This window comes from Rhodococcus sp. BH5, assembly GCF_027583855.1.
Taxonomy (GTDB): domain Bacteria; phylum Actinomycetota; class Actinomycetes; order Mycobacteriales; family Mycobacteriaceae; genus Rhodococcus_F; species Rhodococcus_F qingshengii.
The window spans coordinates 1-25,706 of the sequence record NZ_JAJHVW010000001.1 but is presented as its reverse complement, the minus strand read 5'-3'; the positions used below and the strand labels follow the sequence as shown (position 1 = coordinate 25,706).

The window sequence follows — 25,706 nt, the reverse complement described above, 5'->3', positions numbered from 1 at the left end:
TGTCTTTGCGATCCCGATATCCGATCACACGCTTCCAGAATCATGGGAAAAGTGGCCCACGTGTGCTGGTAGCTGCGTTTGCACTTTCTGCTCTTGTGCTCAGCGGCTGTTCGAGCAGCGCCACCGGTACCGCCGGCGATACCGGACCTGCCGATCCGAACGCCGAACTCAAGGTCGCGACATCGCACGTGCCCGCCTCGCTCGACCCGTGTGCGGGAAACATCGGATACGACATCGACTACTTACAGTTGATGTATGCACCACTGATCGATGCGGAACCTGCCACCCAGAAGTTGCGGCCCGGAATCGCCAGCGAGTGGGGCTTCTCCGGACCGGACAACCTGACGTTCGAGATGACGTTGCAGAACGGCTTGACCTTCCACGACGGTACAGCTGTCGATGCAGCAGCCGTCAAGGCAAGCATGGAACACTGCTTGAGTCTCGGAATCGTTTCCGTCCCGACGATCAAGAGCATCGAAGCAACGTCCCCAGATCACGTCACGATCTCGTTGAGTTCACCTACCTCCGGTTTACCAGGCTGGCTCAACGGCAGATTGGGAATGGTGGTCTCCCCCACTGCGCTGGCAGCAGCAGGGGCAGACTTCGCCAACAAGCCTGTAGGCGCAGGGCCGTACACATTCACCAGCGCAGTCCCGAACAGTTCATACACATTCAGTCGATTCGACGATTACAAACCGGCAGGTCCACCCAGCCCCCAGCTCGCCAAGATCCAGATCCAGGTGATCTCCAATCCCACAGCGCTGACAATTGCCCTGACATCGAACGCTGCGGATTTTGCATACGGGCTCACACCGTCGAGTGCTCCGATCCTCGAACGGAATCCCAACCTGAACGTCAGTCACGACCCGAGACTCGGAGTTGCGCTCGTCGTGATCAACAACAAGAACCCTGTGGTTAACGACGTCCGGGTTCGTCTGGCGATGCAGTATGCGCTCGACCGCAAGGCAATTGCGCGAGCCGCGCTGGACAGCTCGGAAGGAACTGCGGCGTTCGGTCAATATCCTCCCGGTTCGCAGTTCTACGACGAGGAAACCGAAGATGCATGGCCGTACGACCCGGAGAAGGCCAAATCGCTGCTAGCGGAGGCGGGGTATCCGAATGGGGTCACCGTGCGCGGACTAGCAGGCAACCTACCGCCGTACTCGACCAACGCGGTCCTTGTCGGAGAACAATGGGAGAAAGTCGGCATCAAGGTCGACTTCGTCGAAATGAGTGGACCTCAGGCGATTACGGAGTTCGTCGCACACAACAGCGCGGACGTCTTCAGCGTGGGATGGCCCACGCGAGCATCCGCACCGCTCAATTTCGAAGCCTCTCTGGGTTCGCGATCGTACTTCCGGCAGAATTCCGTCCCCAACGAGGAGTTGGAGAAGCTGATCGCACTGCTGAACAACACGTATGACGAAACCGCTCAGCTCGACATCGTCAAACAGATCAATCAAGTCGTGATCAAGTCCGCTGAGTACGTACCGTTGTACTTCACTCCCGACGTGGTCGCCTACACGAAGAACGTCCACGGGGCCGTTCCTGCACTGAACGGCTCCCCCAATCTGACGTACCTCTCGAAGTCATGACGACGACCGTTGTATCGCAAGAGAATTCGTTGGCCCCCGAGCCTGAGAGCGTTCCGACCCGAAACCCTCACCGATCGCCGGTGAATCCTTACATACGGATGATCGGCGTCCGGTTCGCACAGATAATTCCTACCGCGATCATCGCTAGTTTCATAACCTTTGCCCTTATCCGGATAATCCCCGGTGGACCAGCCGAGGCCCTTCTCGGTCCGAACGGCAGCGATGAATCGATCGCCGCACTCAACGAGCGCCTCGGATTGAATCAACCTCTGCTGGTCCAGTACTGGAACTGGGTGGTGTCGGCTCTGCACGGAGATCTGGGAACGTCGCTACAGAACAGCGCCCCCGTCGGCCCACAGATCCTTGCGCGCCTGCCGGCGAGCGCCGAGCTCGTTGTACTCGCACTGTTACTGTCCGCCGTCGTCGCTATACCGCTCGGTGTGTGGACCGCGACGCGGCAGGGACGACGCAGCGATGGTCTGACCCGCACGGTTTCGGGGATCGGACTCGCGGTACCGGACTTCTTCCTCGCTATCGTGCTGGTCGATGTCTTCGCCCTCGGTTTGGGAGTTCTACCGGTGCTCGGCTGGGTTCCTCTCGAGAACAGTGTGATCGACAACCTGAGCCATTTGGTCCTACCAGCAACGGCGCTCGCTGCCGGCGCAGCATCGATTGCGGTTCGGCAGACCAGGGCTGCGATGATCGAGACACTGTCAAGTGACTACGTACGAACTGCGCGTGCGATGGGTATCGACGAGCGGAAGATCGTGTGGCGCTACGCGCTACGAAACATCGTTCCCACGATTGTCACTGTCTATGGATTGCTCGCCGTGGCGATGCTGGGTGCGACGGTCATTCTCGAGCAGATCTTCGTGCTGCCGGGCCTCGGGAGCGCTCTCGTCATTGCGATCGACACGCGAGATTATCCGATGCTTCAAGGCATTGTGTTGCTGTTCGTCGTGATCGTGCTTCTCGTGAACATCCTGGTCGACGTCGTCAACAACATGATCAGCCCACAATTGAGGAAGGGAACGATCTCGTGAGCCAACTCGCGCTGACCACCGCAGGCGAGACCCGCTCCAAGTGGGCTCTCCCTCGACTGCACCCCGGATTATGGCTCAGCTACTGCTTTCTCGGCACGCTGATAGCGGCGTCCGTCTTGGCCTCGTTCGTGGCTCCGCACAGTCCGACCGATCAGAACCTGACCAACACGTTCGCCGGTCCGAGTGCACAGCACCTGCTTGGCACTGACGGCTTCGGTCGTGACGTGCTCAGTCGATTGATCTGGGGAGGACGCTCCGCCTTCTTCGGCGTCGCGATCGCTGTCGCCGTCAGTCTGCTGTTGGGAATTCCGTGGGGGTTGATCGCCGGATATTGGCCACGCTGGATCGGCGCGTCACTCCTCCGGGTGGCGGACGCATTGCTGGCATTCCCAGGTTTGGTTCTCGCAGTGGCTATTACCGGTGTTCTGGGGCCGAGCCTGATCACGTCGATGTCAGCGCTCGGAGTCGTCTATGCACCCACAATTGCAAGAATTCTGGCTGCCGGGGTCAGCGAAACGAGGAACCGAGACTTCGTTCTGAGCGCGCGACTCTCAGGATGCCCGCCGCACGTAGTGCTCCTGCGTCATCTTCTTCCGCACGCAATCGGGCCGGTTGTCGTTCAGGTGACCGTGCTCACCGGCCTGACTTTTCTCGCGCAGGCGGCACTCTCATTCCTGGGGTTGGGAATACAGCCCCCCACTCCGAGTTGGGGCGGTGACTTATCCGATGCGTACCTGCACATCTTGAGTGCACCACAACAGATTCTCCCCTCCGGCATTCTGATTTCATTGGTCGTCCTGGCCGTCTACCGAGTGGGTGATGCCGTCCGGGACCGCATGTATGTGAGAGGGAGATAGCCGGCGTAGAACAACCATCCGACTCGACTGTTCGAAGACCACACCACCAGCATGAAGGACTATCGATGACCTCGATCGCACCAGAAACCGCGCGCCGCGTCTTCCGTGGAGCCGAACCGATACACGGCATGATCTACTTCACCCCTTTCGGCGCGGAAGCATATGCCGCACTGGGCTTTACACACCCTCGAATGGGCTACTTCGCTTCGCGGTCTGCGCCCATGGGCGCAGTAGCGGCTGAAGTCACCATCGCTACGTTCTTCAACTTCAACCCCGAACTTGTACACGCGGTGCTGCCGGAAGCCTGGACAATCGCCACCCCCGAACAGATCCTCACTGCTCGACTCGATGCTGTCGACCGTTCGCTGCGCAAGGCCTGGGGAGAACATGTCGACGGCACCGAAGTTCGCGAAGCTGCCGAACTCGCACGTCGAGCCGCGGAACGCGCCTGCAACAGACCACAAGGGCGACCCCTGTTCGGTGGGCACGCATCATTGCCGTGGCCTGAGGAGCCTCATCTCGTGTTGTGGCATGCCCAATCCTTGCTCCGGGAGTTTCGCGGAGATTCTCATGTCGCACTTCTTCACGCCGAGGGACTCAACGGTGTCGAAGCGTTGGTAGTCCACGCCGCAACCGGTGATGTTCCTGCTGCTGCTCTGCAAATGAGCCGGGCATGGGACAACGATCAGTGGGCGGAAGGCGTCGAAAGTGTGCGGGCGCGTGGATGGCTCGAAGGCGGCCCCGAGCTTCACCTGAACGAGGTGGGTCGCGATCGCCGGAAGCGGGTTGAGCATCAGACCGATGTGCTGGGGTCGTACCCGTACGAGGCGATCGGAGAGACCGGATGCAGTCGACTGATCGAAATCTCGGAACGTCTCTCCGGTGAAGTGATCGATGCAGATCTCGGATTTCCGGCAGCACTGGCAGCACGTCGCCGATTGCGTGCGTGACAGCAGGTCGTGAGTGTCGAACGTGGCTGGTGGTGATACGACGAGGGTGTCACCACCAGCCCCTTCACACAATTATCGCCGAAGTCGGCTGCGCCCCCAATCTGCACAGTGAGAAGGCATCCGGATGAGACTGCCGTTGTGCCGAATTCTCCCGCGGGATGGGTCAAGATGGCTAGATGCGGAAACAGGCACTCGGGTTTTCTTTGTTCGGTGCGACCGTTGCCATCGTCACGGCGGCGCTGACACAGGGATCGGCACAGGCGTCCGCCACGATCACCCTCTTTTCGGGTGGCACCACAATCTCGGGCTTCGCGGGTGAATCGCAATGGACCTGGCCCATCGAGGCTGCGGTGATCGGCGCCCTTCTGGGCGCGCTGACCGGGTTCGTGCTCCGCCTCGCGGGCGTGCGAATCTCCGGAAGCCAAGACAATCGACTGGTTCGAACTGTGGTGGCAGGCATCGCAGGCGTCACGCTTGGGCTGACGCCCCTGTTGGTCTTGATCGGCATGGCATTCACCGGGTCGGTTGATATGGGATGGTCCCCGCTCCTGGTCTACGCCGTCAGCGGTCTTCTGGCCTATGGCCTTTCGGTCGCCGCCGTGTTCGGAGTTCTTCGCGCTGCCGGGGATCGACTTACTGTTCGCACGACGCGAGCGGTCGCGGCGATGCTTCCGGTAGGGGCGTTGGCGGCGACTGCTGCGGGTGTCGGTACTGCGTGGAAGCTGGGCTTTTCCACCGCCGCTCCCACCTGGATCGCGGTCGTACTGCTGGTGGTGCTCGTATTGGCCGTGACGTTCGTTGCGGCCCGGGCGTGGGCACTACGGATGCAGGCTCGTGACTTTCCAGAAGTGGCATAGGCGGTGGAACGATTGATTCCGACGGGCGCATCGAGATGCGGGGCGAGCGAATCTTCGTGGGACTCGTCGTCGGCCTTCTGCTCGGGCTGTTCGGCTATCTGCCGTTGGTACTCCTGTGGCAACATTTCGCAGATGTCCCGCAGCCGCAGCTTTATCCGAACCGTTCGTTCACGTCGTTCGGCCCCAACCCGCCACCGCTCACCTACTGGATAAGTTGGGCGGCGCCTGCCGCCGTGTTCGTCATTCTCGGACTTATGACTATTCCCAGCCGCACCGGCAGGCAATTCGCGTTGCCATTGGTGCTCGCGTTCCTTTCTGTGGCAGCAATGGTGGCGTGGTTCTGGATCTCGATGGAACTGTTCTTCAGCCCCGACTGATCACTCACTCGGCTGCGTATCGCGAACCCCACTGCGCGCACGCGCAATGGCGCCCTTGTTGCGCAATGCGATCCCCTGATGCACCGCAGCAAGTACCAATGCCAGCACTGCAGCAGGGAGGCTCCCCACCATCGACAGCAGAGAAGGCATACCAGAGCTGAAAGCGGTAAAGAAACCCAGTACTGCAGCGCAAAGCATTGTCGCCGAGACGATCCAGGAAACTAATGGTCGTGGGATCACGGCTGGAATAACGCACAGAGCCACCGGCAACGCCAGCACCAAGAAGAGCTCCCGCCCGAAATAGTCGTGAATCGAGCGGTAACAATCGGCAGAACTGAGCGGGCCGAGGCCTATTTCGCAATCGGTGATCTCGTACAGCGGCCACTGTGCCGTCGCGGATCCCAGAATCCCGGTGGCGACCGCCAATACAACCCACGCGATCCGAATCCCAATCATACGAAGAGATCATGCCAGTAGGCGAAATTGCGCTCCGGAGAAGAAAGCAATTACGACTCGAACTGCGTGGAAGGTCGATACCGTCAACGCTAATCAAAGAATGGATCAAACTATGTTGATCGCATGGGGAGCACTGGCGCTTGCCACTGGTGCCCATATCTATGGCGCTCGCCTCGCAACTCACGGCGACTACGGGCGGAGATTACCTCTCTCGGTAGGACCGACCTCCTCGCGAGCGGCACAACATGTCCGACGTGCTCAACTCACGGGCTGGGTATCGAGCTTGATCGGAGCATCTGCCATCGTCGACAACTATTGGGAGACAGCACCTCTCTTGAGTGCGGGTATCGCAGTCGCTGTACTCGGAGTAGTTAACGGCCTACCGAGTTTGATTGTCACCCTGATGCACAATCGACGGCCGCAACAGGGTTGAAGTTTTCGATTATGTTTTGTGGAAGGGTGCTTGCATGGCAACACAACCGCATGGCCAGTCCATAACCCCGGCGTGGAAAGTATTCACGGCCATCGGTTTTGCAGGTGTTGTGGGCGCTGCCGTGACGTACTTCCGAGACGGGTGCACTTTGGCGATCATTGGCGGGATGGTCATCCTCGCGATTGGTCTGCCGCTTACTGTCTGGTCCATCCTGCGAATGCTGCGTGAGAATCGAGGACATCGCCTTCATTGGTGGAGAACACCGCCGGTCAATCCGAGGAACGTCGACCTGTCTCGTGCTGTCGGCATTCCGACTACAATTTTCGGTGCACTGACCATCTGGCTGAATGCAGCAGGTTCGGCGCCGTGGTGGTTGGCAGCAATCTTTACCGCCATTCTGATCGCGCTCTTCGGAGTAACCGTTGCCGTTCACAATATTCGCCTCAGTCAGCGAACCTGAGCTAGCCTTCCGCGCATGCCGGTTTCCGCGAGTGTCCGTGCGCGCCTTCGCTCCCACTTGCATCCAGACGACGAGATCCACTACGCGTTTCCAGCAGACGTTCTGATGAGCGCGAAACCGAGTGTGTTTGTCGTGGTGAGCCGAAAGGCGATCACCGTCTTCTCGACGAGCTTTCGGTCCAGAAAAGTACCGAGGTCGATCCTCACCCAGTTTCCGAGAATGACCGTCCTCGGCCCGGTCGATACTGCGTCCACGCCGCACTTCACTGCGGCGGGCATAACGTACGAGATCGACGAAGAATATGTTGCAGTCGTGAACGCTGCCGACGCGGAGATCACGTCACCCCAGGACTTCCCGCATGATCCGTTGCCGAACCTTTGAAGGCACAAACAAAAAGGCAGTTTCTCATTTCTGAGAAACTGCCTTTTTGATCTAACTTCGGTCGGGCTGACAGGATTTGAACCTGCGACCACTTGACCCCCAGTCAAGTGCGCTACCAAGCTGCGCCACAGCCCGTCCCACGCCCTTGTTTCGGGCGCTTGGAAAGATTACATCAGGGACGGGCCGAAGTACCAATCGGCTGGTCAGAGCCGTTTCAGTACCGAATTGGACGCAGAATCAGCGGCCCTTACGGTCACGCTTCTCGCGCACTCGGACGGATACGCGGATCGGACTGCCGTCGAAGTTGAACTCTTCACGCAGACGCCGCTCGATGAAGCGGCGGTAGCCGGCCTCGAGGAAGCCCGTGGTGAAGAGAACGAATGTCGGCGGGCGCGTGCTTGCCTGCGTCGCGAACATGATGCGCGGAAGGCGACCACCACGCATCGGAGGCGGCGTTGCTGCCACAACTTCCTTGAGCCAGGTGTTCAGGCGACCTGTGGGGATGCGCTTGTCCCAGGACTCCAGAGCCGTGTCGAGAGCCGGCACGAGCTTCGCCACGGCGCGACCGGTGTGGGCGGAGATGTTGACTCGCTGAGCCCACGGAACGCGGACCAGATCGCGGTCCACTTCCTTGTCCAGCATGAGTCGACGGTCCTCGTCCACGAGGTCCCACTTGTTGAATGCGATCACCAATGCACGACCCGTGTCGGCCACCATGCTCAGAACACGCAGGTCCTGCTCGGTGATCGGCTCGTGCGCGTCGATCAGCAGGATCGCAACCTCAGCGGCCTCGATCGCGCTCTTCGTACGCAGCGACGCATAGAACTCCGCGCCGCTAGCATGGCTGACGCGCTTGCGCAGACCAGCCGTGTCGACGAAACGCCAAGGGCGCCCGCCGAGTTCGACGATGGAGTCGACCGGGTCGACGGTGGTGCCGGCAACATTGTGCACGACGGACCGCTCGTCACCGGACAGCTTGTTGAGCAAGCTGGACTTTCCGACGTTCGGCTTTCCGACGAGAGCAACACGACGCGGACCGCCGCCGGGGATACCTTCACGCGGGGTTTCCGGCAGCTTCTCGAGAACCTCGTCGAGCAGGTCGCCGGTACCGCGTCCGTGCGTCGCACTCACGGAGTACGGCTGACCGAGGCCCAAGGACCACAGTGCTGCAACCTCGGACTCGGTGCGTCCGTCGTCCACCTTGTTGGCAACGAGGATGACCGGAGTCTTCGAGCGGCGAAGCACGCGAGCGACCGCTTCGTCCGTCGCCGTAGCGCCGACAACAGCGTCGACGACCAGGAGAATGGCGTCAGCCGTTCCCATGGCCAACTCCGCCTGACGTGCGACCGCCTGCTGAAGACCCTTTGCGTCGGGCTCCCATCCGCCGGTGTCCTGGACTAGGAAGCGTCGTCCGGCCCAGTTCGCCTCGTACGAGACGCGGTCACGGGTAACGCCGGGGATGTCTTCGACTACCGCTTCACGACGGCCGATGATGCGGTTGACGAGCGTCGACTTGCCGACGTTCGGTCGACCGACAACAGCCAAGGTCGGGACGGCAATGTGCGCTTCGCCTTCGCCGTCCGCTTCGAGATCGGCGTAATCCCACTCCGATTCCTCGGACCAAGTTCCGTCACCGGCATATTCGGTTACCAGATCGTCGCTCACTGCACTGCTCCAGTTCTGTCGCTGACCACCAACAGCAACTTGGCGATCACATCTTCAATTCCCAATTCGCTCGTATCCACCAGAATGGAGTCGTCGGCAGGGCGCAACGGCGACACTGCCCGAGTCGAATCGAGATGGTCACGGCGCTGCACATCAGCCAGCACCGCTTCGTAATTGTCTTCACGGCCTTGGCCGATGTTCTGCGTATTGCGCCGTGCCGCACGGGTTTCCGCCGATGCGGTCAAGAAGATCTTGACGTCTGCATCGGGGAGTACGACGGTTCCGATGTCGCGACCTTCCACGACGATCCGCTCCGCACCGGCCGCCAACTCACGCTGAGTGGCGACCAGCAGGTCACGAACCTCGGGTACAGCCGACACCGCGGAGACAGCCTTGGTTACCGCGTCGCCGCGGATCTCCTCGCTAACGTCCGCGCCGTCGAGATGCACCTGCTCGCTGCTCGGATCGGTACCGATGGACCATGGCAACGCCGCAACGGCGGCCGTGATCGCGGCGGAATCCGCCAGATCGATTCCCTGACGCAGCACGTGCAGGGTCGCGATCCGGTAGATGGCTCCGGTGTCGAGGTAGCGAGCGCCCAAACGCTGCGCCAACGCGCGAGAGACGCTGGACTTGCCGGTTCCGGACGGTCCGTCCATAGCGACTACCAGCGGCATGGACGAATCGGTCACAGGCCGACCGCCTCGTACAGTCCACCGACCTCGCTACGTCCGAGGACGCGCTGCGTTCCCGGACGCTGATCGCCGAGAGCGACAACTCCGACGTTGGTGCGTACCAGGCGGACAACGGGGTGACCGACGGCATCGAGGAGGCGACGCACGATGTGCTTACGGCCCTCGTGCAGAACCAGCTTGACGAGCGTCTTGCCCTCGTTGATCTCGAGCACGGTGAACGCGTCCACCTTGGCCGGACCGTCGTCGAGGGTGACGCCGTCACGCAACTGCTTGCCGGTGCTGCGCTCGACAACTCCGTGAACCGTGGCGAGGTACGTCTTCGGAACCTCGAACGACGGGTGCATCAGGCGGTGAGCCAAGTCACCGTCGTTGGTGAAGAGGAGCAAGCCTTCGGTGTCGGCGTCGAGACGGCCGACGTGGAAGAGCCGCTGACCCGACTGAACGCGCTCGGAGACGATGTCACCGACGCACGGACGACCGAGATCGTCGGACATGGTGCACTGCCAGCCACGCGGCTTGTTCATCGCGAGGTAGACGAGGTCCTTCTGCACGACGACGCGGACGCCGTCGACACGAACCACTGCGTTCTCGGGGTCGACACGCAGACCCTGTTCGACCACGATGCGGCCGTCGACCTCGACGCGACCCTGATCGATCAGTTCTTCAGCAGCGCGGCGTGATGCGACGCCGGCCTGAGCCAGCACCTTCTGCAAGCGGACACCGTCGCCCTTCGGCGGGCCGTCGTGCTTGGTGATCTCGGCATGCTGATGACGCGCCGGCTTGGCGTTGGAGACCAACGGGTTCTGAGAGACGACGCGCTGCGGCTTCTCGGTCTTCGGCTTGCCACGCTTGTTGGTCGCCGGCGGTGTCGGGGCTGCCGGGCGCTTGCGCGGAGGTCCGTCGAACTTGGACCCACGAGGTGCGTTCGACCATGCGCCGCCGCGAGGAGCGTCGGGGTGTGCGCCGCGCTGATCGTCACTACGACGGTCAGCGCCGCCACGCGGTGCGCGACGGGCGTCGACGTGGGGGGTACGGCGGTCATCGCTGCGGGGTCCGCGGCGGTCGTCAGTGCGCGGTCCGCGACGGTCGTCGTTGTAGCCACCACGACGGTCGTCGGTACGTGCGGGGCGACGGTCATCGCTGCGCGGCGGGCGACGGTCATCACTGCGCGGCGGGCGACGGTCATCATTGAATCCACCGCGACGGTCGTCCGTGCGGGGACGGTCGGATCCGGCGTTGCGGTCGTATCCAGAGGTACTGCGGGAAGTGTTGCTGCGTCCACCACGGGGCGCTTCGCTACGTGCGCCGCGGGGGGCGTCGCTGCGACCACCACGGGGGGCATCGCTGCGTGCGCCGCGGCTGTCGCGGGAGTTGTTACGGTCCGGTGTGCCATCTCGGCGAGCGGGATTGTTCACTTTTTTCCTGTCAGTTTTCTACTGTTTCCCGAGCGTGGTCGGGTCTTTCTCGGTGCTGACGAGCGCCGGGATTCCGGTCAGTCGTCGACTTCGGTGTCCACTACGTCAGCGGGCACGTCTGCCTTGTTCATTCTCGCAAATCGCGGATCGGATTCCAGGCTTTCGCTGATGTCGTCGATGAGATCGACATCAGGCAAGAGCGGGGCCAACTCCGGGAGCTCGCTCAGCGAGGCCAGGCCGAGCCGTTCGAGGAACAGTTCGGTCGTGGAGTACCGTGTCGCGTTGGTGTCCGGGTCAGGCCCGGCTTCCGCGATCAGTCCGCGGGCAAGGAGGGTGCGTACCACCCCGTCCACGTTGACGCCTCGTACCGCACTGATCCGCGCACGAGTCAACGGTTGACGGTATGCGACTACGGCCAAAGTTTCCAATGCCGCCCTGGTCAATTTGGTGCGTGCGCCGTCCAATAGCAGCTTTTCCACGTACGGGGCAAACTCTTGTCGCGTATACAGACGCCACCCGTCGCCCGCGTAACGCAGGTCCATCCCGCTGCCGCGAGCGGTCAATGCGGCCGACATCGACGTCAGGCGTTCTTCGACTCGTTCCGGTGCGGTTCCGGTGACAGATGCGAGCTGGTTCACTTCGGCCGGTGAGTCCACGACAAGCAGAAGCGACTCCAGCACGGCGTCGAGTTTGTCGTCGTCGAGTTCGAAATCGGGGGCGGAATCTTCGGACTCCGAGGCGTGTTCGGTAGGCTCGATCATCTCGTCTAGCTGCGAAGATTCCGATTCCGTCGGCTCGGCGTTCATCCGTAGTCCTCCTCTGTGACCGGCGCGGCCGGGTCGTCTCCGGTCCAACTCACCATCAGCGGCCCGAGGGCTTCGGGTTGCTCGAACACGATGACCTGCCGGCGATACAGCTCGAGCAACGCGAGAAATCTTGCGACTATCTCGACGGTGATCTCACACTCGGCAACGAGGTCCCCGAAGGGTGTCCACTCCCCTATGCCTCGCTCGCGCAGCAACTCGAGAATTCGCTCAGCCTGCTCGGGTATCGAGATATTGGACACATGGAGGTGATCGAGGCCCACCGTCGGCACCGGACGCGGTGTGAACACCGTCGCCGCGATCTCCGCAAAACGCTGAGGATCGACGCCCAACAACACCTCGGGCAGGAGTTCGGTGAACTGATCCTCGACGGCAACCGAGCGCGGATAGCGCCGCAGCGCTGCTTCCTCCAACTCACCGAACAGCGCCGCAACTTGTTTGTACGCCCGGTACTGCAGCAGTCGCGCGAAGAGAAGGTCGCGGGCTTCGAGAAGCGCCAGATCCTCCGCGTCCTCGACCTGCCCGGCGGGCAACAGCCTTGCCGCTTTCAGGTCCAGAAGAGTGGCTGCGACGACCAGAAACTCTGTTGTCTGATCGAGGCCCATCGCACTGCCAAGTTCCTTGGTGTATGCGATGAAATCGTCAGTGACGGTGTGCAGGGCGACTTCGGTGACATCGAGCTGTCGTTGATTGATCAGGTTCAACAGCAGATCGAACGGGCCTTCGAAGTTCCGGAGAGTGACTCGGAAACCGGCAGCCTTGGCTGCGGTCTGAGCGTCGGTCGGCACGTTCGGGTCGATCGAATCCGGCTCGACTTCGACCGAATCTTCTTGCGATGCAATCAGTTCCACTAACGACCAGACCGGTGAATGACCTCGCGGGCCAATGCTCGATATGCCTCGGCCCCAGCCGATTTCGGCGCCCACGTCGTGATCGGCTCACCGGCGACGCTGGTTTCGGGGAATCGGACGGTGCGGTTGATCACCGTGTCGTAGACGACGTCGCCGAACACCTCGACGACTCGCGCCATCACCTCACGAGCGTGCAGAGTCCGGGCGTCGAACATCGTGACGACGATACCGGCCAACTCGAGCTTGGGATTGAGACGATCGTGCACCTTTTCGACGGTGTCGTTGAGGAGTGCCAGGCCGCGCAGGCTGAAGTACTCGCATTCCATCGGAATGATGACCGAATCGGCGCAGGCCAGTGCATTCACCGTGAGCAGGCCAAGCGACGGCTGGCAGTCGATGAGCACGTAGTCGTACCGATCGAGAACAGGGTGCAACACGCGTCCCAAGGTCTGCTCACGTCCGACCTCGGTGACCAATTGGATCTCGGCGGCCGAAAGGTCGATGTTGCTGGGCAGCAGGTCGAGGCCGTCGACCCGAGTTCGCATCAACACATCGTCGATGGACACACGCGGTTCGACCAGAAGGTTATGGACGGTCAGTTCCAGGTCGTGATGCTGGACGCCCAGTCCAGCAGACAACGCGCCTTGGGGATCGAGATCCACCAGGAGCACTCGGCGACCGTATTCGGCCAACGACGCACCCAGGTTGATGGTCGACGTCGTCTTGCCGACGCCGCCCTTCTGGTTGCACATCGCGATGATCATCGCGGGTCCGTGGTGCGCCAACGGTGTCGGTTGGGGTACGTCGCGGACCGGTCGACCTGTCGGGCCGAGTTCTTCCGCGGAAACGGTGAGGGTTTCCGCAGGTGGAGAGGCTACTGGCGTCGTATCTATTTCGAACATCGCCTCTGGTTCGGAGGGTACAGCTGGTGCTGATTCGTTCACGCGCTCGAAGAGTTGGGCATTGACATGCGGCGGCGCGGACTCCGCCGCTGGTGGCTGCGATGTCGACACGGTCCGATGCTCCCCTACTCTTTCGGCGGTTGCTCTCGGCGCCGGCAAACCCCCGAAACTGCGGTGGAGGCCGCTCGCGCTCCTTGAACGCTACCGCTTACATCACCGAATGGTCTCGCAGACACGCATGAGCCAACCAACCCCTAACGGGCACGCGGGTGTGCCTGAGCCCACACTTCGCGCAGCGCGGTGACGGTGACCAGCGTGTAGATCTGCGTCGTGGTTACCGAAGCGTGACCGAGAAGTTCCTGCACGACGCGTACGTCCGCGCCGCCGTCGAGCAGGTGTGTGGCAAACGAGTGCCTGAGCGTGTGGGGTGAGACGTCCGCCTTGATCCCGGCCGACGCCGCCGCATCCTGAAGTATCTGCCACGCGCTTTGACGCGAGAGGCGTCCACCGCGCGCGTTGAGAAAGAGGGCAGGAACACCGCGCGTCGCCAGGCTGGGGCGCCCGCGGACGAGATACGCGTCGACGGCGGCGATCGCCGGCCTGCCGACGGGGACGATCCGCTGCTTGCCGCCCTTGCCCTTGAGCAGCACGGAACGGGTTACGGTGTCGATGTCGTCGACGTCCAGATCGATCGCCTCGGTGATTCGCGCTCCGGTCGAGTACAGGAGCTCGAGCAGAGCGCGATCCCGCAGGTCGCGGGGCCCGTCACCGGCAGCACCGCCACCCGAAGCGTCGAGCAGGGCGATCACGTCGTCGAGAGGCAGGGCCTTGGGCAGCTTGCGTCCAGGCGTCGGCGGCTTGACCGTTCGGGCCACGTCGACACCGACCAGGCCCTCGGCGGCGGAGAACTTGTGGAATCCGCGGACCGCGATCAGGGTGCGTGCTGCCGAACTGGCCGCCAATGGTACGACGCCGGCATCTTTGTCACCCAGGCGCAGATGTGTCACGAATTCGGTGACGTCGTTCTCCGTCACGCCCGCGACGTCGTCGATGCCGCGTCCGTGCAGGTACTCCGCGTACCGATTCAGGTCGCGGCGATAGGAAAGTAGCGTATTGCGCGCAGATCCTCGCTCGACCGCTAGATGGTCGAGATACGAGTCCACCTGTCGGGCAAGCACTTCAGGCTCGCGACTTGCGTTCTCCGAATGCGCGAGGACGATCGGGCCACGGTGCGTCGGCGGGGCGCAGCGGCTTTCCCGTCGCGCGTGCGGTGGCGATCGCGAGAATGCCCGATACCGCTGTGGCATTGACGATGTCGCCGCGTAGCGCCATGTCGACGGCGTCGGCGAGCGGAACCCGCGAAATCTCGAGATCGGCTTCTTCGTGTTCGGGATCGTCGCGCTCCACCTCGTGCAGCCCCTCGGCGAGGAAGACGCGAACCGCCTCGTCCGTGAACCCGGGTGAGAGAGCGACATCGACCAGCACCGACCATCGATCGGCGCCGAGTCCGGTTTCTTCGCCCAGCTCGCGCGCTGCCGCCTCGACCGGGCTCTCCCCCGGAGCGTCGAGCAGACCGGCAGGGATTTCCCACAACCGGTGCCCGAGCGGGTGACGGTACTGGTGAATCAGCACCAGGTTGTCGTGCTCGTCCAGTGCCACGACGGCAACGGCGCCGTGATGCTCGACGACTTCCCGATCGGCACGCTGACCACCAGGCATCGCAACGGTGTCGACGCGCAACGCGATGATCGCGCCGGTGTAGACCGTCTTGGAGCCGAGGGTGTCGAATTCGTGCCGACCGGGATCGCTCATCTGTGGCTAGACCTTTTCCACGTTCTCGACTGCAGCGTCGAGCGCTGTCTCGGTGGCAGCGGTGTCGATCTTCTCGTCACCGTGGACGTCGACGGGCAGGCGCTCTTCGAGCTTGTACGTCAACGCTGCTTCGACGAAGGCCGCGAACAGCGGGTGCGGGCGCGTCGGACGGCTCTTGAGCTCCGGGTGTGCCTGGGTGGCAACGAAGAACGGATGCTGCTCACGCGGGTACTCGACGAACTCGACCAGGTGGCCGTCCGGCGAGGTTCCACTGAACTGCAAGCCGGACTTGGCAATCCGATCGCGGTAGGTGTTGTTGACCTCGTAGCGGTGACGGTGACGCTCGGAGACGTCCTCGGTTCCGTAGGCCTGAGCGACGACGGAACCCTTGGTCAGCACGGCCGGGTAAGCACCCAGACGCATGGTGCCACCGAGGTCGGCGTCACCGGCGATGACGTCTTCCTGATCAGCCATCGTGGAGATGACCGGGTGCTTGGTGTCCGGCTCGAACTCGGCCGAGTTGGCATCGTCGAGGCCGACGCTACGAGCAGCTTCGATGACGACGCACTGCAGACCCAGGCACAGACCCAGCAGCGGCAGCTTGCGCGAACGTGCGAAACGGATCGCGCCGAGCTTGCCTTCGATGCCGCGGATGCCGAAGCCGCCGGGGATCAGAACACCGTCGACGTCACCGAGAGCGGCCTGCGCTCCGGCTTCGGTCTCACAGGCGTCCGACGGGACCCAGGAGATCTCGACCTTGGACCGGTTCGCGAATCCACCGGCGCGCAGTGCCTCGGTGACGGAGAGGTATGCGTCGGGCAGGTCGACGTACTTGCCGACCAACGCGACCCGCACGGTCTCACGCGGCTGGTGAACACGATCGAGGAGGTTGCCCCACACGGTCCAGTCGACGTCGCGGAACGGGAGACCGAGCTGGCGAACGACGTAAGCGTCGAGGCCCTCACGGTGCAGAACCTTCGGGATGTCGTAGATCGAGGGAGCGTCGGGCGTCGAGATGCAGGCGTCGACGTCCACGTCGCACATGAGCGCGATCTTGTTCTTGAGGCCCTGCGGAACGTCACGATCGCAACGAAGGATCAGCGCGTCGGGCTGAATGCCGATGCTGCGCAACGACGCAACCGAGTGCTGCGTGGGCTTGGTCTTGAGTTCTCCGGAGGGGCCGAGGTACGGCACGAGGGAGACGTGCAGGAAGAAGACGTTGTCGCGGCCGACGTCGTGGCGGACCTGGCGAGCGGCTTCGAGGAAGGGCTGCGATTCGATGTCGCCGACGGTGCCACCGATTTCGGTGATCACGACGTCCGGGCGGTGTCCCTGCAGATCGGGGCCGCTCATCTCGAGGATGCGACGCTTGATCTCGTCGGTGATGTGCGGGATGACCTGAACGGTGTCGCCGAGGTACTCGCCGCGGCGTTCCTTGGCGATGACCGTCGAGTAAACCTGGCCGGTGGTGACGTTCGCCTGGCCGGAGAGGTCACGGTCGAGGAACCGCTCGTAGTGTCCGACGTCGAGGTCGGTCTCGGCACCGTCTTCGGTAACGAAGACCTCGCCGTGCTGGAAGGGGTTCATGGTGCCCGGATCCACATTGAGATAGGGATCGAGCTTCTGCATGGTCACGCGCATTCCCCGCGCGGTCAACAACTGTCCCAGGCTCGAGGCGGTCAAACCTTTGCCGAGCGAGGAAGCTACACCTCCGCTGACGAAGATGTGCTTGGTGGCGGTACGCGTGTTAGTGCGTGACTGTGGCAAAGGGGCTCCCGTGACGACTGTGCAGGGCTTGGTCTGATGAAGCATGCTGGGGCCTGCCGACCCACGGGATTTCACGGTAACACCTATCGGGGGTCGGTGCCTACAACGCGCCGACTTTCCGCCCCCGATGTGACCGGCGTATCAATACCGGGGTGTTCAGTTGGTGGGTGCGCCGACGGTGACCGCCGCCGCTCCCGGTCCCGTGCCGTAGCGGCCGGCGCCGCCGTTCAACTGTTCCTGCAGCGCCAACGGCGTGGTGATCTTGCCCGACTCCCGATCGATGTTGTCGATGGTCGTCAAGCCCGCTGAGAGCGCCGCGTCCGCACGAGCGACGGCAACCGGACCACTGCCCTCGGCCGAGCCAGGCCGGCCCGCGAGAATCGTTCCTGCGCCGCGTCCGTCGAGAGCACCGGCGAACCGGGCGATGACGGCGCCGCGGTTACCCGTGGCTGCGTCGGATTCACTCTTGTTGTCGCCGGTGAGAACCACGGCGAGTTGAGCCGGCTTGACCGCTCCGTCGTCGTAGCTGATGAAACCGGCGCTACGCAGCGAGTCGAGCGCGAGATTCATCTCGTCCGGAGTGCTCTGCGGTTCGCTGTTCTGCCCGTTGAGAAGCAGAACCGAACCGAGCAGATCACCCGCGAGACTGCCCTGATCGACCGCACCGGTCTTGAGGGTGATCCCCGCAGGGATGACATTGGTGACGACGGTCCGCAAGCGGTCACCACCGGTGGCGTCGACAAACGAATCGGTGAGCGAGACGCGTCCGGTCACGGCACCGCCGGCGGCAGTGACGAGTCGGTTGACACCGTCGAGATCACCGGGATCGGCGTCCGGTGCCGTGATGACGACGACGGTGCGACCAGCGAGACTGTCACGCACGACGCGACCGCCGACAGCGGCATCGAAGCCGTCCGCGGAATTGAGTTGCTGCTGAAGCTGATTGGACTGTTGATTGAGGTCTTCGATCTCGTTCTGCAGGTCCGCCTTGTCGTCGCGCAGACCCGAAAGCAATCCACTGGACAGCATTCCGGAACCGAGCACCACGCCGATCGCGAGTGCCAGGAAGATTGCCGCTATGGAAATTGCATGTTGACGCATCGAAATCACTTGAAGAGCCCCTGAACCCACAGCGCGAAGCTGTTCCACGTTGCGATTGCCCAGTCGAGAACTTCACTACCGGCATTGGACACGACCAGGGCGACGATCACTGCCACCAGGGCGGCGAGCACCAGGAGCGCGATCGCGCCGCCGGACACTCGACTTCGATACAGCGTTGCCACAGCCTTGGCGTCGACCAGTTTCGGCCCAACCTTGAGCCGTGTCATGAACGCCGACGGATTGCTTTCACGACGCCCACGGTCGAAGAACTCGTCCAAGGACACCACGTTGCCGACCGTCACGATCAGTGAAGCGCCGTGGTGATCGGCGAGCAGCAACGCAAGGTCGGTCGGTGAGCAGGTCGCCGGGAACGTCATCGCCCCGATGCCGAGATCCTGGATTCGGGAAAGCCCCGCCGCATGACCGTCCTGGTCTGCGGGCAGAACAACTTCCGCGCCGGACTTGAGGGTGGAACTGGTGATCTCTTCCGGGTCGCCCACGATCAGATCGGGGCGGTATCCGGCCTTGCTCAACACGTCCGCACCTGCGCCGACACCGATCAGGATCGGCGAATACTCCTTGATGAAGGGCTTGAGGTTCTTCAGATCGGCCTCGTGTTCGGGTCCGTCGGAGACGACCACGACGTGGCGATCCTTCAAGTCGATGTCGATGTCCGGAACACCGATTCCGTCGATCAGCAAAGGACTTTCGGTGCGGATGAACTCGATGGTGTTACCCGAGAACGCTTCCAGGTGATCGACCAGGCCGGTCTTGGCCTCGATCATCCGATCGGAGATCTCGGCCTCGGTCTGCTCTTCGCCCTTGACGAGGCTCTTCTCGCCGTTGAAGATCTCGCCCTCGTGCAGGCGGATCTTGCTGCCGTCCTTGACGTTCTTGAAGACGTCACCGTCGACGGCATCGATCAGAACGATGTCGTTGGCGACGATCACTTCCGGTCCGAGGTTGGGGTACCGCCCCGAAATCGACGGCGACGCGTTGACCACGGCCATGACTCCGGCTTTCACCAGAGCATCGGCGGTCCGGCGATCGATGTCGACTTCGTCGAGGATCACGATGTCTCCAGGACCGACGCGGCGTAGAAGCTTCGCCGTGTTCCGATCGGCCCTGGCGATGCCACTGATCCCAGGCAAGGATTCGGTGTTACGTGAGAGCAATCCGGGCATCTTCATGGCTTCGATGATGAACCTGAAACCGCGTTGACCGGTGGAGGCGCGCCGACAACTACCACATCAGTCACACCAACACCACAGAACCTTCAATCTGTGACGCGGGCCGCATTCGCGATCTCGAGCAGTTCTTCGGCGTGCGCACGACCGGTCTCGGTGTCGTCCAGCCCTGCCAACATACGGGCCAATTCGACCACCCGATCCGAATCCGACAAGGTCCGCACGCCACTGCTCACCACTCCGCCTTTGTCGTCGACCTTGTCCACCACGAGGTGGGTGTCGGCAAACGCAGCAACCTGCGGAAGGTGGGTGACGACGATAACCTGATGCGTACGAGCAAGTTTCGCCAATCGGCGGCCGATCTCGACAGCAGCGCGACCACCGACCCCCGCGTCCACTTCGTCGAAAACCATCGTCGCGCCGGTGTCGCTACCAGCGAGAACAACCTCGAGCGCCAGCATGACGCGTGACAGCTCGCCACCGGAAGCGCTCTTGCTGATCGGAAGTGACGGTGCCCCGCTGTGCGCAGACAGACGAAATTCCACCTCGTCGACGCCGGCAGACCCGGCATGAAGGTCTACTCCCCCGACGCTGAGCGGCGCCGAGTCCTGCGGGCCGGCAGGCTGCGAACGCACAGTCACCTCGAGACCCGCACGTCCCATCGCCAGACCGGCGAGTTCCGCGCTGACGGCTTTGGCGAGCTTTGCCGCTGCCTTGACTCGCGCGGCGCTCAGCTTTGTGGCGGCTTCCGCGGTGAGGCCAGCCGTCTCCTCGACCTGCTTGGCCAACAGCGACAACGCATCCGAGGACACGTCGAGTTTGGACAGACGAGCGCGAGCGGTATCTGCCCATTCGAGAACACCGTCGACATCGGCGGCGTACTTGCGAGTCAGAGTCTTCAGTTCCGATTGCCGCGACAGCAGCGAGTCCAGAGCACCCGGGTCTGCGGGCAGCCCGGACAGATAGGTGTTCAGGTCACCGGCAACATCGGTGACGACGGCAATAGCGTCGGCCAACCGGGAACCGAGGCCGTCCAGATCTGCGTCGGTGACCGACTCGATACGCGCCCGCGCTTCGGACATCAGGTCTAGCGCCGGCATGACCCCGACGTCGCCGCTTGCCATGTCGTCACTACCGGCGAGCGCAGCGTGCGCCTCTTCCGCAGCCGAGCGGAGCGAATCGAGTTCACTGAGTCGTCGAACTTCGGCAACTATCGCCGTGTCCTCGCCTGGCTCGGGTGCCACGCCGTCGATTTCGTTGAGCGCGAAGGTCAACTGATCTGCTTCTTGCGCCAGTTCACGAGCCTTCGACGTGCGTTCGATCAACTCCGAACGAGCATCGAGCCATTCACGACGGTGTTTGCGGTACCTCGTCAGCAGCGTTCCGATTGCCTTGTCCCCGAAGCGGTCCAGCGCATTGCGTTGCTGGTCGGGACGAAGCAATCGCAGCTGATCGTTCTGTCCGTGGACAGTCAGAAGTGGGTCCGTGAATTCGGAGAGAACTCCCGCCGGCACGCTTCGTCCGCCGAGATGAGCCCGTGAGCGGCCGTCGCTGCCGACTGTCCGGACGGCGATGATGGTCCCGTCCTCGTCGCGCTCGGCGCCGGACGATTCCAGGATTCGGACGATCTCACGCTCGGTGGCCGGTGAGACGTCGTCGGCGATGAATCGTCCTTCGACGACGGCTCGCGACGCGCCCAACCGCACCCGACCGGCATCGGCTCGCGCTCCGCTGAGGAGGTGCAAGCTGGTGACGACCATCGTTTTACCTGCGCCGGTTTCACCGGTCAGGACGGTCAGGCCCTCGTGGAACTGGGCGCTGGCCTCGGAGATCACACCAAGACTGTCGATACGGATCTCTGCGAGCACGATTAAGGCTTCCTTCCTCGCCATCCGGTAACCGGAAGCTCGAACTTGCGAACCATCCGATCAGCGAAGGGCGCAGAGTCCAACCGGACCCACTTGACGGGAGTGGCGCCGCGAACGATCTCGACGCGAGCGCCGGCAGGCAGTTCCAACGTACGACGCCCGTCGCAGAAGACCAGGCCGTCGTGGCTACCGGCGACGGTCTCCACCGCGATGATCGAATTCGGGCTGGTGACCAACGGCCGCGCGAACAGCGCATGCGCGTTGCTGGGTACGACGAGCAAAGCTTCGAGTTCGGGCCACACGACAGGGCCGCCTGCGGAAAATGCGTAAGCGGTCGAGCCTGTAGGAGTGGACACGAGAACACCGTCGCAACCGAAGGCAGACACCGGTCGGCCGTCGACTTCGAGGACAACTTCGAGAACTCCCAGACGCGAACGATTCTCGATACTGGCCTCGTTGAGCGCCCACCCGCGATCGATGATCTCGTCGTCCACCCGAATCACAACGTCGAGTGTCATACGGGACTCGACGCGATATTCCTTGCGAACTACCTGTGCGAGCGCCTCGTCGAGATGCTCGGCCTCGGTCTCTGCCAGAAATCCGATCCGTCCGAGGTTGATGCCCAGTACCGGAATGGACGCTTCTTGAGCGAGTTCGGCGGCGCGCAGAAATGTGCCGTCACCACCGAGAACCAGAACTAACTCGCATCCGACGGCAGCATCAGGGCCGGGATGAACAACCGTGACGTCGAGACCCGGCGCAGAGAAGCCCGCGGGTTCCGTCATTGCTTCGATGCGCGAGCTGTCTGCTTCGTCGACGAGGACTCGCAGCCCGATTCCCGCCCGTTCGAAAATCTTCCCGACTCGTTTGGCGGTTTCCGTGATGTCACGTCGACCAGGGTGTGCGACAAGAAGGATCTCGCGCGACTCGCCGTTCGTGACCGCGTTCACTGGGGCCCTTCCTCTACAGCCTTGCGAATCATGTCCTCCACCGAAGGAATTCCCTCGGTGTCCGGCTCGTGATCACCGGGCGAACCTGTCTTTCGAAGCCACAGGAAATACTCGACATTTCCCGACGGACCGGGCAATGGGCTGGCCACAACACCTAACGTCCGCAGACCTACCTTTGCAGCAGCCTCCGACACGTCGAGCACAGCCGAGATTCGCAATTCCGGATCTCGTACGACGCCACCGGCACCGACGCGGTCCTTGCCCACCTCGAACTGAGGCTTGACCATCGGAACCAGGTCCGCGCCGTCAGCAGTACAGGCGACAAACGCCCCGAGTACAAGTTTGAGAGAAATGAACGACAAGTCCGCGACAACGAGATCGACAGTTCCGCCGATGGTCTCTGCATCAATTGCACGAACATTGGTTCGGTCGATGACGTGCACCCGGTCATCGGACTGCAGGCGCCACACCAGTTGTCCGTAGCCGACGTCGACTGCGACAACTTCCTTCGCACCACGCGTCAGCAGAACATCGGTGAACCCACCGGTGGATGCGCCGGCGTCGAGGCAACGGCGACCTTCGACCGTCAATCCTTCGGCACCGAAGGCGTCGAGTGCGCCGATCAGTTTGTGAGCACCTCGCGACGCCCACGAAACTTCCTGCTCCACCTCGACGACCCGAAGTGGCGTTCCGGCTTCGATCGCCGTCGCAGGCTTGGTCGCAACGGCTCCCGAGATGAGAACTCGCCCGGCGGAAATCAGTTCTTGCGCATGATCTCGTGACCGTGCGAGTCCGCGACGGACAAGTTCGGCGTCCACCCGTGCTCTACGTGCCACGTCAAGCCCTGTCCACAGAGGCGAGTGCCTGGACGAGCACCTCGTGTGCCTGTTCCAAAATATGTGCCTTCTGCGGAATCACACCTGCTCCGTGCTGATCGTTCGGATCCTGTTCGATGCCACCGAGGCGCGCCAGCAAACCGTCGACGTCAGAACGTATGCGTTCCGGATCGACGGAAGGGCGTGGCCCGGGCAACGGAGATCCGTTACTCGTGTTTCCGGGGTGCGGTGTCGGCGTGCTCATCGGGCACAACGTTAGTGCATGACTCTCGGTTACGCATACACCCGCACCCCCGCGAGTCGAACACATTTGCGAGAGATCAGACGAGCCAGGATGCAAACAGATCCGCCACGCCGGCATCCGACGCTTCCAGGGTCCGGAACGACGGATTAGCCCATGCGACAGGCGCAACCGCGCGTAGAAGCGACATCTCGTCCCCGACAACCGGGCCGTCGACAACCAGCGCCGACCCGTTCACGGAGACAGACCACTTGGAGTCCGCACCGACCAGCGATTCGACGGCCGGCTGATTGAGCGAATCCAGAGTTGCTGCAATGTAGGTGGGGCGCTGCTCAACCGGAGCCCGCAGTACGTCACCCGGCGTGCTCACACCGGTGAGAACCAACAACGAGTCGATCGAAACAGCTTGTGCGCCTTCGATATCGGTGTCCAAACGATCACCGACCACCAGTGGACGCGAGCACCCGCTGCGAGCGAGCGCGTCCTCCATCAGCGGTGCAGCAGGCTTACCTGCCACCAACGGTTCCTGCTTGGTCGCAGCGCGTAGAGCTGCCACCATCGAGCCGTTGCCCAGCACCAAACCCCGCTCCGACGGCAGTGTTGTGTCCAGGTTTGCCGCTACCCACAGCGCACCGGCCCGGATCGCCAAGCACGCCTCGGCAAGGATCGACCAGTTGGTCTCCGTCGAATGTCCTTGAACGACAGCAACCGGAGAATCCGCGAATTCGCGCACCGGAAGCAACCCGACGCGCGTCACCTCGTCGGCCAATGCGTCGGTACCGACGACGAGCACAGCGGCACCGGGTTCGAGACGCTCCGACAGCAGACGCACTGCCGTCTGAGAACTGGTGACGACACGATCGTCTTCGGAATCGAATCCGAGTTCGGTCAGATGCGCCGACACTGCCGAAGGCGAGCGACTCGCATTGTTGGTCACGTAGTACAAGGCCTGCGTGCCCTGACCGAGAGCGGCCTGGGTGCCGGGAATCGCATGAGCTCCGGCGTACAGAGTGCCATCGAGATCGAGCAAAAGTACGTCGTACTGAGTACGAAGCACGGTCACTGATCTTCTCCGGTCAACTCGGCCACCCGTTCTTCAGCATCCGTGTCACCCTCGAGGTCAGCAGCTGCAGCGTTGAGGAACCATTTCAGTCCGTCTTCGACACGACCAGCTGCAACGAGGGCATCGGCGTAGGCGTAGAACAGCCGAGCCGCAGCTTCACCGGTACGCGCTGCGTCCAGATCCTTGGTCTGCAGTGTGACAACTGCCTGATCGAACTGACCGAGATCCATGCGGGCGCCCGCGACGACGATCCTCAACTCAGACGCCTCGTCGCCCGAAAGCAGGGCAGCCTCGTCGCTACGGCCGAGCTCGATCGCGCGTTCGGGGCGACCCAAACCGCGTTCGCAGTCGGCCATGACAGCGATCAGACCCGGTCCGCCAGCCATTCGACGGGCAGCACGAAGCTCGGAGAGAGCTTCAGCCCATTCACCGGCGTGGTACGCGGTGATTCCGGCAGCTTCACGAACGACCGCAATTCGGCCGGCGCGCTGACGGGCAGCGCGAGCGTGGAGCAGTGCGAGTTCCGGATCTTCGTCGACGAGCTTGCCCGCCATGACGAGGTGACGCGCAACTGTGTTGGCGTTGTCCTTGTCGAGGCTGAGCAGATCCCGACGAACGGCCGGGTCCAACTCCGTGGGCTCTACGTTGTCGGGCAAATCCGGTTCGTCAGGTCGTGCTTGCTGACGGTTGCGGTCGCCGTCGCGTCCACGAGGGGTGAACCCACCCTCGCCGCCGCGACGCTGTCCGCCGTTGAATCCGCCGCCGCGGTTACTGTTTCCAGCACCGCCACGGTTGTTGTCTCCGGCACCACCGCGGCGGTCTCCGCCTGCAGCGCCGCGTGATCCACGCCCGTCGTTGTCACGACGGGGGCCACCTGATCGAGGCGCTCCTCCCCCACGGAAGGACCGACGCTCGTCGCCATTCTCCGACACAGTCATTCCTCTCATACAACGCACGAAAGGGGACCCAATATGTTGGGTCCCCTTTCGGTTAACGGGTGTTCGGCGGTGTCCTACTCTCCCACACCCTGTCGAGTGCAGTACCATCGGCGCTGAAGGGCTTAGCTTCCGGGTTCGGAATGGGACCGGGCGTTTCCCCTTCGCTATGACCGCCGTAACTC

General features: G+C 62.6%; 26 protein-coding genes, 1 tRNA gene and 1 rRNA gene. 8 read left to right on the top strand and 20 right to left on the bottom strand.

Translation table 11 applies throughout. The annotated features are described in order from the left end of the window. The first annotated feature begins 62 nt into the window (after window positions 1-62). From RhoBH5_RS00140 to RhoBH5_RS00115, 6 genes are all read left to right on the top strand, one after another. Window positions 63-1,595, top strand: a complete 1,533-nt coding sequence (locus RhoBH5_RS00140) for an ABC transporter substrate-binding protein (protein ID WP_270007835.1) — start codon at window positions 63-65, stop codon at window positions 1,593-1,595. An 80-nt stretch (window positions 1,596-1,675) separates the two neighbouring features. Continuing rightward, window positions 1,676-2,638, top strand: coding sequence for an ABC transporter permease (locus tag RhoBH5_RS00135; RefSeq protein WP_158171306.1), 963 nt, complete (start codon window positions 1,676-1,678; stop codon window positions 2,636-2,638). Further along, window positions 2,635-3,495: an ABC transporter permease gene (locus RhoBH5_RS00130; protein ID WP_020969703.1), complete on the top strand. Its 861-nt coding sequence runs from the start codon at window positions 2,635-2,637 to the stop codon at window positions 3,493-3,495. Before RhoBH5_RS00135 ends, RhoBH5_RS00130 begins: the two co-directional genes overlap by 4 nt. A 65-nt stretch (window positions 3,496-3,560) precedes the next feature. Beyond that, the gene (locus tag RhoBH5_RS00125) at window positions 3,561-4,445 is read left to right on the top strand and encodes an SCO6745 family protein (RefSeq protein ID WP_021333517.1); all 885 of its coding nucleotides are present in this window, start codon (window positions 3,561-3,563) and stop codon (window positions 4,443-4,445) included. A 176-nt stretch (window positions 4,446-4,621) separates the two neighbouring features. Beyond that, window positions 4,622-5,302: a hypothetical protein gene (locus RhoBH5_RS00120; protein ID WP_054187369.1), complete on the top strand. Its 681-nt coding sequence runs from the start codon at window positions 4,622-4,624 to the stop codon at window positions 5,300-5,302. A 35-nt stretch (window positions 5,303-5,337) separates the two neighbouring features. Further along, complete coding sequence (locus RhoBH5_RS00115; RefSeq protein WP_054187368.1) at window positions 5,338-5,679, top strand: hypothetical protein; 342 nt, start codon at window positions 5,338-5,340, stop codon at window positions 5,677-5,679. On the opposite strand, the gene RhoBH5_RS00110 is transcribed toward RhoBH5_RS00115, so the two are convergent. After that, window positions 5,680-6,135 (bottom strand): hypothetical protein, encoded by a 456-nt coding sequence (locus RhoBH5_RS00110; RefSeq protein ID WP_021333520.1) that lies wholly within the window; start codon window positions 6,133-6,135, stop codon window positions 5,680-5,682. It lies immediately after the preceding gene. Between the two features lie 467 nt (window positions 6,136-6,602). Between RhoBH5_RS00110 and RhoBH5_RS00105 the strand changes: the two genes are divergently transcribed. Together RhoBH5_RS00105 and RhoBH5_RS00100 are read left to right on the top strand one after the other, a co-directional pair. Next, complete coding sequence (locus RhoBH5_RS00105; RefSeq protein WP_054187367.1) at window positions 6,603-7,028, top strand: hypothetical protein; 426 nt, start codon at window positions 6,603-6,605, stop codon at window positions 7,026-7,028. A 15-nt stretch (window positions 7,029-7,043) separates the two neighbouring features. Next, entirely contained in the window at window positions 7,044-7,409 is a 366-nt protein-coding gene (locus tag RhoBH5_RS00100; RefSeq protein WP_054187366.1) for a hypothetical protein, read from the top strand. Window positions 7,410-7,470: 61 nt separating this feature from the next. Here RhoBH5_RS00100 and RhoBH5_RS00095 read toward each other — a convergent pair. From RhoBH5_RS00095 to rrf, 19 genes are all read right to left on the bottom strand, one after another. Continuing rightward, window positions 7,471-7,544: transfer RNA gene (locus RhoBH5_RS00095), tRNA-Pro, on the bottom strand. A 102-nt stretch (window positions 7,545-7,646) separates the two neighbouring features. Then, on the bottom strand, window positions 7,647-9,074 hold the full coding sequence (gene der / locus RhoBH5_RS00090) for a ribosome biogenesis GTPase Der (protein ID WP_003946199.1): 1,428 nt from the start codon (window positions 9,072-9,074) through the stop codon (window positions 7,647-7,649). Then, complete coding sequence (gene cmk / locus RhoBH5_RS00085; RefSeq protein WP_170320421.1) at window positions 9,071-9,751, bottom strand: (d)CMP kinase; 681 nt, start codon at window positions 9,749-9,751, stop codon at window positions 9,071-9,073. The genes der and cmk overlap by 4 nt, the downstream gene beginning before the upstream one ends. An 11-nt stretch (window positions 9,752-9,762) precedes the next feature. Then, complete coding sequence (locus RhoBH5_RS00080; RefSeq protein ID WP_270007834.1) at window positions 9,763-11,184, bottom strand: pseudouridine synthase; 1,422 nt, start codon at window positions 11,182-11,184, stop codon at window positions 9,763-9,765. Window positions 11,185-11,261: 77 nt separating this feature from the next. Further along, window positions 11,262-11,945, bottom strand: a complete 684-nt coding sequence (scpB, locus tag RhoBH5_RS00075) for an SMC-Scp complex subunit ScpB (RefSeq protein WP_270008051.1) — start codon at window positions 11,943-11,945, stop codon at window positions 11,262-11,264. 41 nt (window positions 11,946-11,986) lie between these two features. Next, entirely contained in the window at window positions 11,987-12,808 is an 822-nt protein-coding gene (locus tag RhoBH5_RS00070) for a segregation and condensation protein A (RefSeq protein WP_046379919.1), read from the bottom strand. Window positions 12,809-12,858: 50 nt separating this feature from the next. Continuing rightward, the gene (locus RhoBH5_RS00065; RefSeq protein WP_235169492.1) at window positions 12,859-13,872 is read right to left on the bottom strand and encodes a ParA family protein; all 1,014 of its coding nucleotides are present in this window, start codon (window positions 13,870-13,872) and stop codon (window positions 12,859-12,861) included. 143 nt (window positions 13,873-14,015) lie between these two features. Then, window positions 14,016-14,939 carry a site-specific tyrosine recombinase XerD gene (gene xerD, locus RhoBH5_RS00060; protein ID WP_270007833.1) on the bottom strand — a complete coding sequence of 308 codons (924 nt, stop codon included), beginning with the start codon at window positions 14,937-14,939 and terminating at the stop codon, window positions 14,016-14,018. A 1-nt stretch (window position 14,940) separates the two neighbouring features. Beyond that, entirely contained in the window at window positions 14,941-15,573 is a 633-nt protein-coding gene (locus RhoBH5_RS00055) for an NUDIX domain-containing protein (protein WP_047270484.1), read from the bottom strand. A gap of 6 nt (window positions 15,574-15,579) precedes the next feature. Beyond that, a complete protein-coding gene (locus RhoBH5_RS00050; RefSeq protein WP_003946139.1) occupies window positions 15,580-17,340 on the bottom strand; it encodes a CTP synthase in 1,761 nt (586 codons plus the stop codon). Between the two features lie 156 nt (window positions 17,341-17,496). Then, a complete protein-coding gene (locus RhoBH5_RS00045) occupies window positions 17,497-18,450 on the bottom strand; it encodes a copper transporter (protein ID WP_007731900.1) in 954 nt (317 codons plus the stop codon). Beyond that, entirely contained in the window at window positions 18,447-19,631 is a 1,185-nt protein-coding gene (steA, locus tag RhoBH5_RS00040) for a putative cytokinetic ring protein SteA (RefSeq protein WP_007731902.1), read from the bottom strand. The genes RhoBH5_RS00045 and steA overlap by 4 nt, the downstream gene beginning before the upstream one ends. A gap of 86 nt (window positions 19,632-19,717) precedes the next feature. Continuing rightward, window positions 19,718-21,496 carry a DNA repair protein RecN gene (recN, locus tag RhoBH5_RS00035; protein WP_003946143.1) on the bottom strand — a complete coding sequence of 593 codons (1,779 nt, stop codon included), beginning with the start codon at window positions 21,494-21,496 and terminating at the stop codon, window positions 19,718-19,720. A gap of 2 nt (window positions 21,497-21,498) precedes the next feature. Then, a complete protein-coding gene (locus RhoBH5_RS00030; protein ID WP_003946132.1) occupies window positions 21,499-22,446 on the bottom strand; it encodes an NAD kinase in 948 nt (315 codons plus the stop codon). Further along, window positions 22,443-23,282 (bottom strand): TlyA family RNA methyltransferase, encoded by an 840-nt coding sequence (locus tag RhoBH5_RS00025; protein WP_003946142.1) that lies wholly within the window; start codon window positions 23,280-23,282, stop codon window positions 22,443-22,445. Before RhoBH5_RS00025 ends, RhoBH5_RS00030 begins: the two co-directional genes overlap by 4 nt. Window position 23,283: 1 nt before the next feature. Then, a complete protein-coding gene (locus RhoBH5_RS00020; RefSeq protein ID WP_003946140.1) occupies window positions 23,284-23,526 on the bottom strand; it encodes a hypothetical protein in 243 nt (80 codons plus the stop codon). A gap of 76 nt (window positions 23,527-23,602) precedes the next feature. Further along, the gene (locus RhoBH5_RS00015) at window positions 23,603-24,586 is read right to left on the bottom strand and encodes an HAD-IIA family hydrolase (RefSeq protein WP_007731903.1); all 984 of its coding nucleotides are present in this window, start codon (window positions 24,584-24,586) and stop codon (window positions 23,603-23,605) included. After that, window positions 24,583-25,524: a hypothetical protein gene (locus RhoBH5_RS00010; RefSeq protein ID WP_073513327.1), complete on the bottom strand. Its 942-nt coding sequence runs from the start codon at window positions 25,522-25,524 to the stop codon at window positions 24,583-24,585. Before RhoBH5_RS00010 ends, RhoBH5_RS00015 begins: the two co-directional genes overlap by 4 nt. A gap of 61 nt (window positions 25,525-25,585) precedes the next feature. After that, window positions 25,586-25,702 (bottom strand): 5S ribosomal RNA (gene rrf / locus RhoBH5_RS00005). Window positions 25,703-25,706 lie beyond the last annotated feature (4 nt).